This window comes from Curtobacterium sp. YC1 (assembly GCF_016267665.1).
Lineage (GTDB): Bacteria > Actinomycetota > Actinomycetes > Actinomycetales > Microbacteriaceae > Curtobacterium.
Window position 1 is genome coordinate 2,411,034 of sequence record NZ_CP066341.1, and the last position, 15,874, is coordinate 2,426,907.

The window sequence follows — 15,874 nt, forward strand, 5'->3', positions numbered from 1 at the left end:
TAGGATCAGGCCATGACCGAGCCGTCGCGCATCCTCGTCCTCAACGGACCGAACCTCGACATCCTCGGGCGTCGCGACCCGGAGCAGTACGGCACCGTGACGCTCGCCGAGATCGAGGCGATCGTGCACACCGAGGCGGCGGTGCACGGTCTCGAGGCGGACTTCCGGCAGACCAACCGCGAGGGCGAACTGGTCGAGTGGCTGCACGAGGCGCTCGACGCCTTCGTCGCGGTCGTCATCAACCCGGCCGCGTACGCGCACACCTCCGTCGCACTGCACGACGCCGTCGAGGCACTGTCCGTCCCCGTCGTCGAGGTCCACCTGTCGAACACGTGGAAGCGCGAGCCGTTCCGGCACGTGGACCACGTCGCCACCGCCGCGACCGCGGTCATCGCCGGCGCGGGTGCCGACGGGTACCGCCTGGCGGTCGCGCACGTGGCGTCGTTGGTGACGGACGTCACCGACTGACGGGAGGCCCGTGGCGGATCCTCGCCGCGGCGCCGTGACCCGGGGTGGCGGCTAGAACTCGTCGGGGCGCCGCACCTCGGCGAGCCCTGCGGAGACGAAGCCGCCGCGGACGATCGGGACGGCTCGGCGGACGGCCTGGTCGATGCGGAGCTCGAGGTCGACGCTGCCGATGTCGTAGCCGCCCTCACGCTTGACGAAGTCCCGCTCGTTGCCGAAGACCCCGAGCGGCAGCGTCGTCGACTGGAAGAAGCCGAACAGCGGTCGCATCTGGTGCTCGACGAGCAGGGCGTGCCGGTCGCTGCCGCCGGTCGCGGTCAGGAGCACCGGAGTGTCGACGAGGTCGTACTGCCCGACCCAGTCGAAGAACAACTTGAACGCGCCCGAGTACGCGGCGCGGAACGCCGGGCTGCCGACCACGAGCACGTCGGCGGCCTCGACCGTCTCGAGCGCGCGTCGGGTGCGCTCGGACATCCCCGCCCGACTCGTCGCGGCCCCGAGGTCGGCCAGGAGCGGCCCGATCTCGATCGTCTCGGTGCGGGCGCCGTCGATCTCGTCGGCCATCCGCGCGACGGTGGCGGCCACCAACGTCGACGTGCGTGATGGGTCCGATGGGCTGCCGCTGACGCCGACGACCAGTGCTCCGCTCATGCGGTCGATGCTCACACGGCCCTGGGTGGCGCCGCGCGTTCGTGACGACATGTGTCGGGTGCCAGCGCCGGCGGGTACGGTCCGGCGCATGCAGACGTTCCTGCCGTACGCCGACTTCCGGGCCTCAGCCGAGGTGCTCGACGACCGGCGGCTCGGCAAGCAACGTGTCGAGACCCTGCAGGTGATGCGGGCACTGACGCTCCCCGACTACGGCTGGCAGCACCACCCGGTCACGGCGATGTGGCGCGGCTACCGCCCGGCGCTGATGGCGTACCAGGAGGCCACGTGCCGGGTCTGGACCGAGCGGGGTCACGCGGACACCTGCCTCGAGAAGACGCTGCTCGACCTCGCACGGGTGCCCGAGGACCTGGCGGCGTACGAGCGCGGTGACGTGCCGATCCCGCCGTGGAACGACGACGAGGCGCTGCACGAGTCGCACCGCTCGAAGCTCGTGCAGAAGGCGCCCGAGCACTACCGCGGGCTGTTCCCGGACGTGCCGGACGACCTCGCGTACCTGTGGCCGGGCACGCCGGAACCGGCTCCGCACCGGGTCTGACGTGCACCGCGTCGGAGCACCAGGGAGGACCGGAGCCCGCCGTGGGCTGCAGGGGAACCGACGCCGCTGACAGGGGGTGCGGACGTCGACCCACGGCGGGATCGCGGTGTACGGCGGGACACGACGACAGGGGACGTCGCGCCCCGCGCCGGGTGCCGATCAGGGGTCGACGCCCGGTCTGGGGCACCACGCGGTCCGGTTCAGGAGAACCGCGGGGTGGTGGACCTCAAGGGTGTTCGGTGTCCTCTCGGTACCGGTCCGTCTCGGTCGGTGCGGGCATCGACCGGTGGGCTGCGGCAGGGCGGACCATCGGGAGCAGGGCACTCCCGGCGGTCGCGAGCGCACCGACGACGGCGATGAACCCGAGCGGGGCCGTGCCGAGATCGTGCTGCGCTGCCAGGGCGAGCGCGACGAGGGTCGCCGGCGCGGGCAGGAGCTGGATCGCTCGGAAGCGGTCGTCCTGTCGCGTCGGGGACACCATCACGTTGGCCATGCCCCCACTCTGACGCAGAACGGTTGTCCGCAGAAGGGGGGACACGTACCCAGAGATGGAGTAGAACGTCTAGTACACCTCAGCCGAGGGCGCGGACGGTCGCCACGGATTCGGTCACGGCCCGCACGACGACCGGGACGTCGTCGGCCGTGAGCGTCGCGTCGAACGTCAGACGGAGCGCAGTCCTGGCCACGTCGTCGGGGATCCCGAGCGCCGTGAGCACGTGCGAGGCCTCGGTGCTGCCCGCGGCGCACGCGCTGCCCGAGGACGACACCACGTCACGCTGCTCGAGCTCGAGCAGCACGGTCTCGCCGTTGACACCCGGGAAGCAGAACGACGCGTGCCCGGGGAGCCGGTGTTCCCGCGACCCGGTGACGAACGCACCGGGGACCGCGGCGAGCACGCCGTCGAGCACCGCGTCGCGCACGGTGGTCGCCGTGCCCTCCCCCGACCGAACCGTCTCCGCAGCCAGTCCGAGCGCGGTCGCCACCGCGACGGCCCCGGCGACGTCCTCGGTACCGGACCGACGACCGCGCTCCTGTCCCCCGCCGTGCAGCAGCGGTTCGAGCGGGACCCCGGACCGGATCGCGAGCACCCCGGTGCCCTTCGGGGCGCCGAGCTTGTGCCCGGACAACGACAGCGCGTCGACCCCGAGCACGTCGAGGCCGATCGGCAGCCAGGGCGCGGACTGCACGGCGTCGGTGTGGAACCGGGCTCCGACCTCGTGCGCCACCGCCGCGAGCGCCGGCAGGTCCTGCACGGTGCCGATCTCGTTGTCGGCGTGCGCGATCGACACGAGCGTGGTGTCGGGCCGGAGCGCTGCCCGCAGCACGGCCGGGTCGACGCGCCCGTCCGGGTCGACGGGCAGCACGGTGACGTCGAAACCGTGGAAGCGGGCGAGGTACGCACAGCTCTCCAGCACGGCCTCGTGCTCGACGGCGCTCGTGACGACGTGCCGGCCGCGGGGCGTGGCGAGGGCGATCCCCTTGACGGCGGTGTTCGCCCCCTCGGTGCCGCCGGTGGTGAAGACGACCTCGGCGGGTCGGCAGCCGAGCACCCGTGCGACGGTGGCCCGGGCGGCGGCGAGCCCCCGAGCAGCCTCGTCCCCGACCCCGTGCGTCGACGACGGGTTGCCGAACACGCCGGTCAGGTACGGCCACATCGCCTCGAGCACCTCGCGTCGGACCGGGGTGGTCGCAGCGCGGTCCAGGTAGAACACGTCAGTCCCGCACCGGCGCCGCGACGTCGATGTCGAGCCCGAGGTCGAGCGCCCGTGCCGAGTGGGTCAACGCCCCGACCGAGATGACGTCGACGCCGGTCGCCGCGATGGCCGCGACGGTGTCGAGCGACACCCCGCCCGAGGCCTCGACGAGCGCGCGACCGGCGACGATGCCGACCCCGGTCACGAGTTCGTCCGGCGTGAAGTTGTCGAGCATGATCGTGTCCACCCCGGCCGCGACGACGGGCTCGATCTGGTCGATGCGGTCCACCTCGACCTCCACGTGCACGGTGTGCCCGAGCCGCTGGCGCGCCTGGACGATCGCCTCGCCGATGCCGGTGCCGCCGGCCAGCAGCACCGCCAGGTGGTTGTCCTTGGCGAGCACGGCGTCGGACAGCGAGGTGCGGTGGTTGTGCCCGCCGCCGCACCGCACCGCGTAGCGCTCGAGCGCGCGGAGGCCCGGCGTCGTCTTGCGGGTGTCGACGATCCGCGCGGACGTGCCGGCGGCCGCCGCGACGTGGGCTGCGGTGGTCGTCGCGATGCCCGACATCCGCTGCACCAGGTTCAGGGCGACCCGTTCGGCCCGCAGTACGGCCCGCGCCGACCCGGTGACGGTCGCGAGGACGTCGCCCGCCACGAAGTGCGTGCCGTCCTCTACGTGCACGACGGCCTCGATCGACGGGTCGACGGCGTGCATCACCGCGACGAACACCGGACCGCCGCTCAGCACGCCGGGCTCACGCGCGCCGAGGGTGGCGGTCGCGGTCGCCTCGGCGGGGATCAGCGTCTCGCTGGTGACGTCGCCCCAGGGCGCGTCCTCCTCGAGCGCGGTCTCGATCACGCGACGCAGCGCGTGCGGCGGGATGGTTCCGGGGTCGGTGGTCATGCGGGTACCTCCTGCGGGACGACGGCGGGGTCGTCGGTGTGTTCGCCCGTGCGTTCGGCGGGGCGTGCGTCGGTGTGGTCGGCGACCCAGGCGTACGAGGCCGGGGCGGCTGGGTCGGTGTCGGGGTGGTCCGTGCGGGCGTGCGCGCCGCGGGACTCGGTGCGGGTCTCGGCGGCGAGCGCGACGAGTCGGGCCAGGTCGAGCAGCGCGCGGTCCTCGTGCTCGCGCACGCCGCCGCCGGCCGGCGCGGTCAGCGCGTCGAGGTCGCGGCGCGCGCTCGCCAGTCCCGCGGCGTCGCGGAGCAGCCCGACGCGGTCCGTCATGACGGACTGGACCGCCTGCCGGACCGTCCCTGCGTCGTCGGGGTGGGTCGCGCCTCCCGGCAGGGTCGGGTGGGAGGCGCGGATCGCGTCGGCCGCTCGGGGCACGCTGGTGACGTGGAGATCGGCGTCGCCGCGCAGGCGGAGCAGGCCGGGTCGCGGTCCGGCGACCGCGTCCGCTGCGCGGACCGCGAAGACGAGGCCCTCGAGCAGCGAGTTCGATGCGAGCCGGTTGGCGCCGTGGACGCCGGTGCAGGCGGCCTCACCGACGGCGAGCAGGCCGGGCAGGCTCGTCCGTCCTTCGGCGTCGGTCGCGATGCCGCCCATCGAGTAGTGCGCCGCCGGTGCGACCGGGACGCCCTGGCGGGTCCAGTCGTAGCCGGCGTCGCGTGTGGCCCGGGTGAGTCCGGGGAACCGCCCGACCAGGAAGTCGGCGTCGAGGCCGGTGGCGTCGAGCAGGACGGGTGCGCCGCCCTGGTCGCGCACGGCGGCGGCGATGCCACGGGCGACGACGTCGCGCGGAGCGAGCTCGGCGTCCGGGTGCACGGCGGTCATGAAGCGGTGTCCGGCGGCGTCGCGGAGGACGGCGCCCTCGCCGCGGACCGCCTCGGAGACGAGCCCGCCGCCGGGGACCGCGAGTCGGGTCGGGTGGAACTGCACGAACTCCAGGTCGGCGAGGACGGCGCCGGCCCGCCAGGCGGCGGCCACCCCGTCGCCGGTCGCGACCAGGGGGTTGGTGGTCTCGCGGTACAGGTGTCCCGCTCCCCCGGACGCGATGAGGACGGCGTCCGCGTCGATCCGCCGGGGTTCGCCGAGCAGGTCGAGGACGTCGACGCCGACGACCGTGCCGTCGCGGACCACGAGGTCGGTCAGGCTGGTGCGCTCGAGGATCGTCACGTGCCGTCGGTGCAACGCCGCGATGAGCGTGCGTTCGATGGCGGCACCGGTCGCGTCGCCGTCGGCGTGCAGGACCCGCCACCGCCCGTGCGCGGCCTCGCGACCACGGGCCAGGTCGTCGCCGTACCGGTCGAGGGCCGTCAGGTCGGACGACCGGTCGAAGGGCACCCCGAGGGCGAGCAGGTCGCGCACGCGTGCCGGGCCGTCGGTGCACAGGACCTCGACCGCACGGGCGTCGGCGCTGCCGGCCGCGGCGACGTGGGTGTCGGCCTGGTGCAGCGCCGCGGAGTCGTCGGCACCGAGCGCCACCGCGATGCCGCCCTGGGCGTACGCGGTGGCGCTGTCGGTGAGCGCCCCCTTCGTCACGAGGGTGACGTCGTGCAGGGTGCTCGCGCGGATCGCTGCGGTCAGGCCGGCGATGCCGGACCCGACGATGACGACGTGCACGGTGGTCTCCTCGAACGCTCGGAGTCGGCGGTCAGCCGCGCGGCTTGGCGGCGAGCATGCGCTCGAGCGCGACCTTGGCGTCGGCCTGCACGTCGGCGGGGACGACGATCTCGTTGAGGACCTCGCCGCGCACGAGCGCCTCGAGCACCCACGCCAGGTAGCCCGGGTGGATCCGGTACATCGTCGAGCACGGGCAGACCACGGGGTCCAGGCAGAAGATCGTGTGCTGCGGGTACTCGGCGGCGAGCCGGTTCACCATGTTGATCTCGGTGCCGATCGCGAAGGTGGTCGGCTCGGTGGCGGCCGCGACGGTCTTCCGGATCAGGTCGGTGCTGCCGGCGTGGTCGGCGGCGTCGACGACGGCCATGGGGCACTCCGGGTGCACGATGACCTGCACGCCGGGGTGCTCGCGGCGGGCCTGGTCGATCTGGTCGACGGTGAAGCGTCGGTGCACGGAGCAGAAGCCGTGCCAGAGGATGACCTTCGCCTCGAGCAGGTCGGTGGCGGTGTTGCCCCCGCCCGGCAAGCGCGGGTTCCACATGGGCATCACGTCGGTGCTGATGCCCATCGCCTTCGCGGTGTTGCGGCCGAGGTGCTGGTCGGGGAAGAACAGGACCCGCTGCCCGCGCTCGAACGCCCACTCGAGCACCGTCGCGGCGTTCGACGAGGTGCAGACGATGCCGCCGTTGCGACCGCAGAAGGCCTTGAGGTCGGCGGCGGAGTTCATGTAGGTCACCGGGATCACCGGGACACGGCCGTCGGCGTCGGGCTCCGTGCCGTACACGGCGGTCAGTTCGGCCCAGGCAGCCTCGACGCTGTCGATGTCGGCCATGTCCGCCATCGAGCATCCGGCGGCCAGGTTCGGCAGGATCACGCGCTGGTCGTCGCGGGCCAGGATGTCCGCGGTCTCGGCCATGAAGTGGACACCGCAGAACACGATCGCCTCGGCATCGGGCTTCGTCAGGGCGGCGTTCGCCAACTGGAACGAGTCGCCGAGGAAGTCCGCGTGCCGCACGACCTCGTCGCGCTGGTAGAAGTGGCCGAGCACGACGACGCGGTCGCCCAGGGTGGCCTTGGCCCGCTCGATGCGCTCGTGCAGTTCCTCGGTCGGGGCCGTCTTGTACTCGTCGGGCAGCACGCCCTGGCGCGGGGCGCTCGTCGGGATGACGTCGGACATCGACGATCCGGGACCGTACCCGGGGCGGGCGTCGAAGTCCCACGTCGGCATGGCGAGGTCCGGCGTGCAGGTGCTGCCGCCGGCCTGGCCGTTGGAGATGAGCTCGATGGTCGTGGCGATGGACACGGGGTTTCCTATCGGTTCCGCTGCTGGTGCTGATCGGCCCCGGTCTGCAGCGGGCCGTTGTCCGCGTAGGCCAGGTCGGGGTTCGAGCGGTACAGCCGAGCCGGACGGTGCCGGCCCCCGCTCGTGGTCTCGTCGGTCGGCAGGACCGCGTCGGTCTTCTCGACCTGCCGACGGAAGTTCGCGGGGTCGAGCGCCCGCCCGAGCACCGCCTCGTAGACCCCGCGGAGCTCGGCGAGGGTGAACCGGTCGCCGAGGAACGCCTGCGCGATCCGCGAGTAGGACATCTTGTTGCGCAGCCGCCACAGGGCGTACTCGACGATGCGGTCGTGGTCGAAGGCGAGCGGCGGGTGCTCGTCGGCCAGGAACCACCGGACGTTCCAGTCGTCGGGCACGACGTTCGCCTCGTCCGGGTGCACGAGCGCCCAGTACACGATCGACACCACGCGGCTCGGGGAGCGTCCGACGTCACCGAACGCGTAGAGCTGCTCCAGGTACCGCGGCTGGACGTTCGTCGTCTCGCGCAAGCGGGCGGCTGCCGAGTCCTCGAGGCCCTCGTCCACGCCGACCCACCCGCCGGGCAGCGCCCAGGACCCCTCGAAGGGTTCCGCGACGCGACGGACGAGCGGCATCCACAGCGCCGGGGCCCCGGTGTCCGGGTGCGGACGGAGCGCGACGATCACCGTGGAGACGGCGACGCGGATGTCGGGTTCGCTCACGTTAGTGTCATCCTGACTCGAAGTGTTCGGGTTGCGATGACACTATCACTGCTGCCGCGGTCCGCTCGTCACGAGTCGGAAACAAACCGTCACGGGGACGAAAACTGCCGAGCGGGTGACGCCGTTACCGTGGACGACATGACGACGGTGACGAGGGTGCACGCCGTGGTGTCGGGGACCGTCCAGGGTGTCGGCTTCCGGTACTGGACCGCCACGAAGGCCGACGGGCTCGACCTGGTCGGCTACGCCAGGAACCTCTGGGACGGCACGGTCGAGGTCGAGGCCGAGGGGCCGTCGGACGCCGTCGACTCGCTGGTCGCGTGCCTGCGGACCGGCCCGCCGTCGGCGACCGTGACCGACGTGACGCTCCGCAGCGTCGCACCGCGGGTCGACGCCGACGAGTTCGCCGTCCTGCGCTGACCGACAGGCCCAGCACGCCCGGCCCGGCACCCTCGGCACCGCTCGCTCCGACCGGCACCGATCGTTCACCTGCGGATGTCGGCACGAAGCGGAATAATCGCATCCACTCAGGCGGTTGCCCTGTCTGCGCGACCTGCGCCACCCCAGTTCCACCAGTCGTGAACCACCAGGAGCCCCCGCATGACCCAGGCCGTCGATTCCGCCCCCCGCACGGGAAGCGTCTCGCAGCCGTCCGCTGCCGAGACCCGACTCGTGATCGGGCTGCTGCTCGTGTCCGCGTTCGTCGTCATCCTCAACGAGACGATCATGGGTGTGGCACTGCCCCGCCTGATGCAGGACCTCGGGATCAGCGCCGCCACCGGGCAGTGGCTGACCACGGGCTTCCTGCTCACCATGGCCGTCGTGATCCCCATCACCGGCTTCCTGCTGCAGCGCTTCAACACCCGGCCCGTCTTCCTCTGGGCGATGGGGCTGTTCTCCGCAGGCACGCTCATCGCCCTGCTCGCCCCCGGCTTCACGCTGCTGCTGGTCGGCCGCATCGTGCAGGCCAGCGGGACCGCGATCATGATGCCGCTGCTCATGACGACCGTCCTGACGCTCATCGACCCGGCGCACCGCGGCCGCATCATGGGCAACATCTCGATCGTCATCTCGGTCGCCCCCGCGATCGGTCCGACCATCTCCGGCCTCATCCTCAACGCGTTCTCGTGGCGCTGGCTGTTCGGCTTCGTGCTCCCGATCGCGATCGCCGCGCTGATCCTCGGCCTGGTCAAGGTGCAGAACGTCTCGACCCCGCGCCGTGCCCCGATCGACGTGCTCTCGGTCGTGCTGTCCGCCTTCGCGTTCGGCGGCATCGTCTACGGGCTCTCGAGCCTGGGCGAAGCCGGCACCACCGGCCCGCTCGTCCCGATCACCGCCCTGGTCGTCGGCGCCGTCGCACTCGCGGTCTTCATCGTCCGCCAGACGCGGCTGCAGCGTGCCGACCGCGCCCTGCTCGACCTCCGCACCTTCCGCACCCGCGGCTTCACGGTGCCGATCGTCGCGATGGGCCTGAGCTTCATGGCGATGTTCGGCACGCTGATCCTGCTGCCGATCTACCTCGAGCGGGTCCTCGGGCTCGAGGTGCTCCAGGTCGGCCTGCTCCTGCTGCCCGGCGGTCTGCTCATGGGGCTGCTCTCCCCCATCGTCGGGCGCATCTACGACCGCCACGGCCCGCGCGTGCTCCTGATCCCCGGATCGATCATCGTGAGCGGCGTGCTCTGGGCCCTCTCCACGGTCGGTGTCGACACCAGCGTCGGGTTCGTGCTCGCCGCGCACGTCGTGCTGAGCGTCGGCCTGGCACTGACCTTCACCCCGCTGTTCACCGCGGCGCTCGGCGGCCTGCCCCCGAAGCTGTACTCGCACGGCAGTGCGGTGCTCGGCACGGCGCAGCAGCTGGCGGGTGCGGCCGGCACCGCCCTGTTCGTCACGCTCCTGACCATCGGCGCCGCGACCGCGGTCGAGGGTTCGGGTGCCGAGGGCGCCGCCGTGGCCACCGCGTCCGGCGTGCAGACGGCGTTCCTGGTCGGTGCGGTGATCTCGCTGTTCGGCATCCTGGCGTCGGTGTTCGTCCGCCGCCCGGCCGTCGCCGAGGGTGCACCCACGCCGCCGCCCGTGCACTAGCGGACGCGCACCAGCGGACGCGCACACCGAGTGCGTAGGAGACGTCGGGTCGGCAGCCGCCACCCGGCGTCTTCTGCGTCCTCCCGTCCCGTCCCGTCGGCGGCGTGGCAGGCTGACGGCATGCGGTCGACGGCGCGCGAGCTGAACTGGTCCGGCACGGTCACCTACACGGCCGAGCACGTGGCACGTCCGGGGTCCGTCGACGAGGCCGCCGAGCTCGTCGCACGCTCCCGACGGGTGCACGGCCTCGGCACCCGGCACTCGTTCAACGACGTCGCCGACGCCCCGGGGGTCCTGCTCGACCTCACCGCGATCCCCACGGACCTGGTCGTCGACCCCGACCGGCAGACCGCGACCCTCGGCGCCGGTACCCGGTACGGCGTCGTCGCGCCTGACCTCGACCGCGCCGGCGCCGCCCTGCACAACATGGGGTCGCTGCCGCACATCTCCGTGGGCGGGGCGGTCGCGACGGGCACACACGGCTCCGGCACCGCCCTCGGTTCCCTGAGCACGGCGGTGCGCGCGTTCGAGGTGATCGGCCCCGACGGATCGGTGCGGACCGTCGACCGCGACGACCCCGCCTTCGACGGCGCGGTGCTGCACCTGGGCCTGCTCGGGATCGTCACCCGGGTCACGCTCGACGTCGAGCCCGCCTACCGCATGCGACAGGACGCCTACGGTTCGATCCCGTGGGACACCTTCACCGCCCTCGTCGCCGAGGTGCACGCCGCAGCGGACTCGGTGTGCTCGTACACGGTGTTCGGCGACGAGGTCAGCGAGGTCCTGCTCAAGACGCGCGTCCCCGTCGACGCCGACGACGTGCCGGTGCCCGAGGAGCTCTTCGGCGCGCCCCGGCTGCCGGGAGCGCCCGGTGACGACCACCGCACGGCCCGCGACGGCAGCGTCGGTCCGTGGTGGGACCGCCTGCCGCACTTCCCCATCGGCTCGGTGCCGAGCCACGGTTCCGAGGTGCAGAGCGAGCACTTCGTCCCGCTCCGGCACGCGGCCTCCGCGCTCGACGCCCTGCGCGGCCTGGCCGACCGGATCCAGCCGCACCTGCACGTGTCCGAGCTGCGGACGATGGCCGCCGACGACCTGTGGCTGAGCCCGAGCCAGGGCGAGGACGTGCTCTGCATCGCCTTCACCTGGAAGAAGCACCCGGCGGAGGTCGCCGCGCTCCTGCCCGACCTCGAGGCCCGGTTGGCACCGTTCGGCGGCCGACCGCACTGGGGCAAGATGAGCTCCCTCGACGGGGCCGCCATCGCCGCGCTCTACCCGCGCCTGGCGGACTTCCGCGACCTCGTGGCCCGCGCGGACCCGGAGCGGACGTTCGCATCCGCGTTCGGCGAGCGGGTGCTCGGGACCTGACCCGGGCCTCCAGGCAGAGCCGCGTGGACCGGCGCAGCTGCGCGCCGCGCGCCGGCCGGGAGGCCCGCCACCCGCCGGCCCCGACGGTCACGCCACGGGCGTGACCGTCTTCGACACCCCGTCCCAGTGGCGCACGCCGCCCACGGTCAGCACCTCGGGCAGCGGCGCGCCGCGGAGCGCGGCCACCGCGGCGCCCAGGTCCTGGTCGCGCACCCGGCGGGCGAACGAGACGTGCGGCGACCACGCGCCGGGCAGCGAGGTGTCGACCCCACCCGGCGCGGTGCGGTGCACGGCACGGTGGAAGTCCGCGAGCGCCGGATCGACGACCACGGCCCGCACCAGCACCGATCGGTCCGGTCCGGCCGGGAACAGCAGGACCCCGCCGAGCCGCAGGGTCGTGGGGACCGGGACGTCGAAGCCGCTCGGGACCGGCAGGCCGTCGCCGGCGGCCAGCGTGACGTGCGGGCTGTTCGTGGCGGACCGCCCCAGGCTCGGCAGGTCGGCGTCGACCAGTGCCTGCCACGCCGTCCGCACGGCGGCGTCCGACTCCTGGTCGAGGACGAGTTCGATGCTGCGCACGGACCGAGTCAACCAAGCTGCGCCGTGACGCGGACGCATCCCGTCGTGGCTGCGTCCGTGACGGGATGCGTCCGTGCCGCGGATGTAACACAGCGGAACGGAACTCGCACCGTCGCCGGGCGCGCGTCACACTCGACTCCACGCCGCGGACCACCGCGGCTCCCCCACCGCACGGCCCACGAGGAGCACCAGCATGTCCGCAGCCCCCACACTGCCCGAGAAGCCGAAGGGCAAGCGCCCGATCGGCTGGATCGTCGCCGCCGCGATCGTCGTGGTGGCGATCGTCGTCGCCGTCGTCGTCGGAGCGCTCCGCTCCGGAGGCAGCAGCGGTGCGGCCGCCGGGGACGGTGCCGGCAAGACCGTCACGATCGGCGTCGCGGACAAGTCGCTCGGCTACTGGGACACCTACACGGAGCTCGCGAAGGAGCGACTGGGCGTCACGGTGAAGCTGACGAACTTCTCCGACTACTCGCTGCCGAACCCGGCGCTGAAGGACGGCCAGCTGGACATCAACCAGTTCCAGCACATCCAGTACCTCGCGGACTACAACGTCACCTCGAACGACGACCTGCAGCCGATCGGCTCCACCGCCGTGTACCCGCTGCCCCTCTACTCGACGAAGTACGACGAGCCGTCGGAACTGCCCGAGAACGCGAAGGTCGCGATCCCGAACGACTCGATCAACCAGGCCCGCGCGCTGCTCATCCTGCAGGCGGCCGACCTCATCACGCTCGAGGACGGCGGCTCGGCGTTCTCGACCACCGACGACATCGAGACGAAGCAGGTCGACGTGCAGACCCTCGACGCCTCGCAGACCGCGAACGCCCTGCAGCAGGGGTCGGTCGACGCGGCCGTCGTGAACAACAACTTCGCCACCGCCGCCGGCCTGCCGATCTCGGACGCGATCTACCAGGACGACCCCTCGAGCGCGAGCGCTGCCCCGTACGTCAACGTGTTCGCCGTCCGTGACGAGGACAAGGACGACGAGACCTACCTGGACCTGGCGGAGCTGTTCCAGGACGACGCCGTGCAGCAGGCCTTCGCGAAGGACCTGCCCGAGGCCGTCGCCCGCGACGAGAGCGCGGAGACCCTGCAGGACGAGCTCGCCGAGGTCGAGCAGGACGCGAAGGCGGCCAAGCAGTAGTGCCGGTCCTCGTCGAACTCCGCGGCGTCTCGAAGCACTACCGCCGCGCCGACACCGGCGAGAGCGTGGTGGCCGTCGAGGACGTCTCCCTGGACGTGCACCAGGGCGAGGTCCTCGGCGTCATCGGGTACTCCGGCGCCGGCAAGTCCACCCTGGTCCGCCTGGTCAACGCGCTCGAGCTGCCGAGCGCCGGCACGGTGACCGTCGCGGGCCGCGAGCTGACGGCGATCCCGGAGCGGGACCGCCGTCTGGCGCGTCGCAACATCGGGATGATCTTCCAGCAGTTCAACCTGTTCCGGTCCCGCACGATCGCCGGCAACGTGGCGTACCCGCTCAAGGTCGCCGGCGTGCCGAAGGAGGAGCGGAACCGTCGCGTGGCGGAACTGCTCGACTTCGTCGGCCTGCTCGAACGTGCCCACGCGTACCCGGAGCAGCTGTCCGGTGGGCAGAAGCAGCGTGTCGGCATCGCCCGTGCGCTCGCGGCGTCGCCCGACCTGCTCCTGGCCGACGAGGCGACCAGCGCCCTGGACCCCGAGACGACGTCCGAGGTGCTCGGGCTGCTCCGTCGGGTGAACCGGGAGCTCGGCGTCACCATCATCGTCATCACGCACGAGATGGACGCCGTCCGGCAGATCGCCGACCGCGTCGCCGTGATGGAGCAGGGCCGGGTGGTCGAGGTCGGCGACGTGTACGACGTGTTCGCGAACCCGCAGACCGGTGCCGCACAGCGCTTCGTCCGCACGGCGCTGCACGACCGCCCGTCCGCCGAGACGCTCCGACGCCTGCGCGACCGCCACCCGGGTCGCCTCGTCACCGTGCAGATCACCGACGAGGCCGGCCTGCAGAACCGCGTCGACGCGGCCTTCCGCGACGCCGGCGTCACCGCCGAGCTCGTGTACGGCGGGGTGGGCGAGATCCGGGAGCGCCGGATCGGCTCGCTCACCTACGAACTGACCGCACCCGACCCCGCAGCCGCCGACCGTGCGGTCGGGGCCCTGCGGTCCGGCGGCATCACCGTCGACGAGGAGGTGGCAGCGTGAACGACGGCTTCCAGAGCGTGATCGACACGTCCGACGTGTTCTTCGCCGCGATCCGTGACACCCTCGTGATGACGCTGGTCTCCCTCGTCGTCGCCGGGGTCGTGGGCCTCGCACTCGGCCTGGTCCTGTACGCCACCCGGCCGGGCAACCTGCTGGGCAACCGGGCGGTCTACACGATCGTCAACGTGCTCGTGAACATCGTCCGGCCGATCCCGTTCGTGATCTTCCTCGCCGCGATCGCGCCCCTGTCCCGCGTGGCCGTGCAGACCACCATCGGCGTGCCGGCGGTGACCTTCGCGATCTCGTTGGCGGCATCGTTCGCGGTGTCCCGCATCGTCGAGCAGAACCTGCTCGCGGTCGACCCGGGCGTGGTCGAGGCGGCGCGGGCGTCGGGCGCACACCCGCTCTCCATCCTGCTGACGGTGCTCATCCCGGAGGGCGTCGGACCGCTCATCCTCGGGTACACGTTCATCTTCGTGGGGATCGTGGACATGACGGCGCAGGGGGCGCTCATCGGCGGCGGTGGCCTCGGCGAGTACGCGATCGTGTACGGCTCGCAGCGGTACGACTGGTGGATCGTCTACGTCTCGGTGGCGGCGATCGTGGTCATCGTGCAGCTCGGCCAGTTCATCGGCAACCGTCTGGCCCGGGCGACCCTGCGTCGTTGACGCCGGGGCGGGGCGACCGCCTGGAGGCCCGGTGCCGGTCCACGAGACCGGCACCGGGCCTCCCGTGCGTGCGTCGGGCGCGGGGCGCCGGGTAGTCGAGATCGCAGTTCGTCCCGGCTCACCGGCCGGGAGACCGGCCGAAGTGCGATCTCGCGGGCGCCGCGGCGCCCGCGCCGTGCGCGTCAGGCGGCCGGGGCCTCGACGGTGGTGACGGCGCCGGTCTCGCCCGGGTGCTCGTAGTGGGCTCGCACCAGGATCGGGCGGTGGTCGGAGATGCCGGCCGGCAGGGTCTCGACGCCGGCGATGTGCAAACCGACACTCGTCGCGAAGTCGAAGTGCCCCGTGAACTTGCGGTAGCGCAGGTACGTCGGCTGGTCCGACAGCGAGAGCGCGAAGCCGTGCTGCTCGATCTTGCGCCGCAGGTTCGTCTGGAACCACGGGTAGTTGAAGTCGCCGACCATGATCGCCGGCACGTCCTTCGCCAGGTCGCGCAGGAACTGGTGCGCCGCCTCGATCTGCTTGCGGCGGAGCGAGTTGGTGGCGGTCAGCGGCGAGGCGTGGAACGAGGCCACGACGACCTCGGCGTCGGCCTCGGTGTCGCGCAGGTGCATCGCGATGAGCCGCTCGTGCGCGGGGGCGAGCACCCGGTCGTGCAGGGACTTCTGCAGCGAGTGGATGCTGAAGTCCTGCACCTCGAAGCGGTCGTCGCGCTTGTAGATCGCGAGCCCGAGGCGGTTGGTGCGGGTGGAGGCGGCGAGCGAGAGGCCACCGATCGACGGCGCCAGGTCGTTGCTGTCGCACTCCTGCACGCACAGGACGTCGGCGTCCGACGCCTCGGCCAGGGCGGCGAGCTCGCCGTTGGCGGTGTGCTCGCGGAGGTTGTAGCTGACGACACGGAGCTGGATGGGCTGCACGGACTGGTCCGTCGCGATCGTGCTCTGCTGCTCTGGCGCGGCCATGCTGCCTTCCTGTCCGGGCGGTCCGGTCACCCTGCCGCGGTCACCGTACTCGGCGTTCGCAAGCGGATGCTGAGACTGTAA

Annotated in this window: 17 protein-coding genes; 8 read left to right on the forward strand and 9 right to left on the reverse strand. The window is 72.5% G+C overall.

Annotated elements, in window-relative coordinates; genetic code table 11:
• Window positions 1-12: 12 nt before the first annotated feature.
• Entirely contained in the window at window positions 13-468 is a 456-nt protein-coding gene (gene aroQ / locus I8920_RS11305; protein ID WP_198656430.1) for a type II 3-dehydroquinate dehydratase, read from the forward strand.
• Window positions 469-519: 51 nt separating this feature from the next.
• Here aroQ and I8920_RS11310 read toward each other — a convergent pair whose 3' ends face one another.
• Window positions 520-1,116, reverse strand: a complete 597-nt coding sequence (locus I8920_RS11310) for an NAD(P)H-dependent oxidoreductase (protein ID WP_198656431.1) — start codon at window positions 1,114-1,116, stop codon at window positions 520-522.
• 88 nt (window positions 1,117-1,204) lie between these two features.
• Between I8920_RS11310 and I8920_RS11315 the strand changes: the two genes are divergently transcribed.
• Window positions 1,205-1,672, forward strand: coding sequence for an MSMEG_6728 family protein (locus I8920_RS11315; RefSeq protein ID WP_198656432.1), 468 nt, complete (start codon window positions 1,205-1,207; stop codon window positions 1,670-1,672).
• Between the two features lie 226 nt (window positions 1,673-1,898).
• On the opposite strand, the gene I8920_RS11320 is transcribed toward I8920_RS11315, so the two are convergent.
• The 6 genes from I8920_RS11320 to I8920_RS11345 form a co-directional block, all read right to left on the reverse strand.
• Window positions 1,899-2,165, reverse strand: a complete 267-nt coding sequence (locus I8920_RS11320) for a hypothetical protein (RefSeq protein WP_198656433.1) — start codon at window positions 2,163-2,165, stop codon at window positions 1,899-1,901.
• A gap of 79 nt (window positions 2,166-2,244) precedes the next feature.
• Complete coding sequence (locus tag I8920_RS11325) at window positions 2,245-3,384, reverse strand: cysteine desulfurase family protein (RefSeq protein ID WP_198656434.1); 1,140 nt, start codon at window positions 3,382-3,384, stop codon at window positions 2,245-2,247.
• Between the two features lies 1 nt (window position 3,385).
• Entirely contained in the window at window positions 3,386-4,270 is an 885-nt protein-coding gene (gene nadC / locus I8920_RS11330) for a carboxylating nicotinate-nucleotide diphosphorylase (protein ID WP_198656435.1), read from the reverse strand.
• Entirely contained in the window at window positions 4,267-5,934 is a 1,668-nt protein-coding gene (locus I8920_RS11335) for an L-aspartate oxidase (protein ID WP_198656436.1), read from the reverse strand. Before I8920_RS11335 ends, nadC begins: the two co-directional genes overlap by 4 nt.
• A gap of 31 nt (window positions 5,935-5,965) precedes the next feature.
• The gene (gene nadA / locus I8920_RS11340; protein ID WP_198656437.1) at window positions 5,966-7,237 is read right to left on the reverse strand and encodes a quinolinate synthase NadA; all 1,272 of its coding nucleotides are present in this window, start codon (window positions 7,235-7,237) and stop codon (window positions 5,966-5,968) included.
• Window positions 7,238-7,245: 8 nt separating this feature from the next.
• Complete coding sequence (locus tag I8920_RS11345; RefSeq protein ID WP_198656438.1) at window positions 7,246-7,953, reverse strand: NUDIX hydrolase; 708 nt, start codon at window positions 7,951-7,953, stop codon at window positions 7,246-7,248.
• 138 nt (window positions 7,954-8,091) lie between these two features.
• Here I8920_RS11345 and I8920_RS11350 point away from each other — a divergent pair, with 138 nt between their 5' ends.
• The 3 genes from I8920_RS11350 (at window position 8,092) to I8920_RS11360 (ending at window position 11,403) form a co-directional block, all read left to right on the forward strand.
• A complete protein-coding gene (locus I8920_RS11350) occupies window positions 8,092-8,373 on the forward strand; it encodes an acylphosphatase (RefSeq protein WP_198656439.1) in 282 nt (93 codons plus the stop codon).
• A 180-nt stretch (window positions 8,374-8,553) separates the two neighbouring features.
• Complete coding sequence (locus I8920_RS11355; RefSeq protein WP_198656440.1) at window positions 8,554-10,035, forward strand: MDR family MFS transporter; 1,482 nt, start codon at window positions 8,554-8,556, stop codon at window positions 10,033-10,035.
• Between the two features lie 120 nt (window positions 10,036-10,155).
• Window positions 10,156-11,403: a D-arabinono-1,4-lactone oxidase gene (locus tag I8920_RS11360; RefSeq protein ID WP_198656441.1), complete on the forward strand. Its 1,248-nt coding sequence runs from the start codon at window positions 10,156-10,158 to the stop codon at window positions 11,401-11,403.
• A gap of 87 nt (window positions 11,404-11,490) precedes the next feature.
• Here I8920_RS11360 and I8920_RS11365 read toward each other — a convergent pair whose 3' ends face one another.
• Entirely contained in the window at window positions 11,491-11,982 is a 492-nt protein-coding gene (locus I8920_RS11365) for a 2'-5' RNA ligase family protein (protein ID WP_198656442.1), read from the reverse strand.
• Window positions 11,983-12,175: 193 nt separating this feature from the next.
• On the opposite strand from I8920_RS11365, the gene I8920_RS11370 reads away from it, so the two are divergent.
• Genes I8920_RS11370 through I8920_RS11380 form a run of 3 tightly spaced genes read left to right on the forward strand, consistent with a single transcriptional unit; the run spans window position 12,176 to window position 14,834 of the window.
• Complete coding sequence (locus I8920_RS11370) at window positions 12,176-13,126, forward strand: MetQ/NlpA family ABC transporter substrate-binding protein (RefSeq protein ID WP_198656443.1); 951 nt, start codon at window positions 12,176-12,178, stop codon at window positions 13,124-13,126.
• The gene (locus I8920_RS11375; RefSeq protein WP_198656444.1) at window positions 13,126-14,166 is read left to right on the forward strand and encodes a methionine ABC transporter ATP-binding protein; all 1,041 of its coding nucleotides are present in this window, start codon (window positions 13,126-13,128) and stop codon (window positions 14,164-14,166) included. The genes I8920_RS11370 and I8920_RS11375 overlap by 1 nt, the downstream gene beginning before the upstream one ends.
• On the forward strand, window positions 14,163-14,834 hold the full coding sequence (locus I8920_RS11380; protein ID WP_232832724.1) for a methionine ABC transporter permease: 672 nt from the start codon (window positions 14,163-14,165) through the stop codon (window positions 14,832-14,834). Before I8920_RS11375 ends, I8920_RS11380 begins: the two co-directional genes overlap by 4 nt.
• A gap of 182 nt (window positions 14,835-15,016) precedes the next feature.
• On the opposite strand, the gene I8920_RS11385 is transcribed toward I8920_RS11380, so the two are convergent.
• A complete protein-coding gene (locus I8920_RS11385) occupies window positions 15,017-15,793 on the reverse strand; it encodes an endonuclease/exonuclease/phosphatase family protein (RefSeq protein WP_198656445.1) in 777 nt (258 codons plus the stop codon).
• Between the last annotated feature and the right edge of the window lie 81 nt (window positions 15,794-15,874).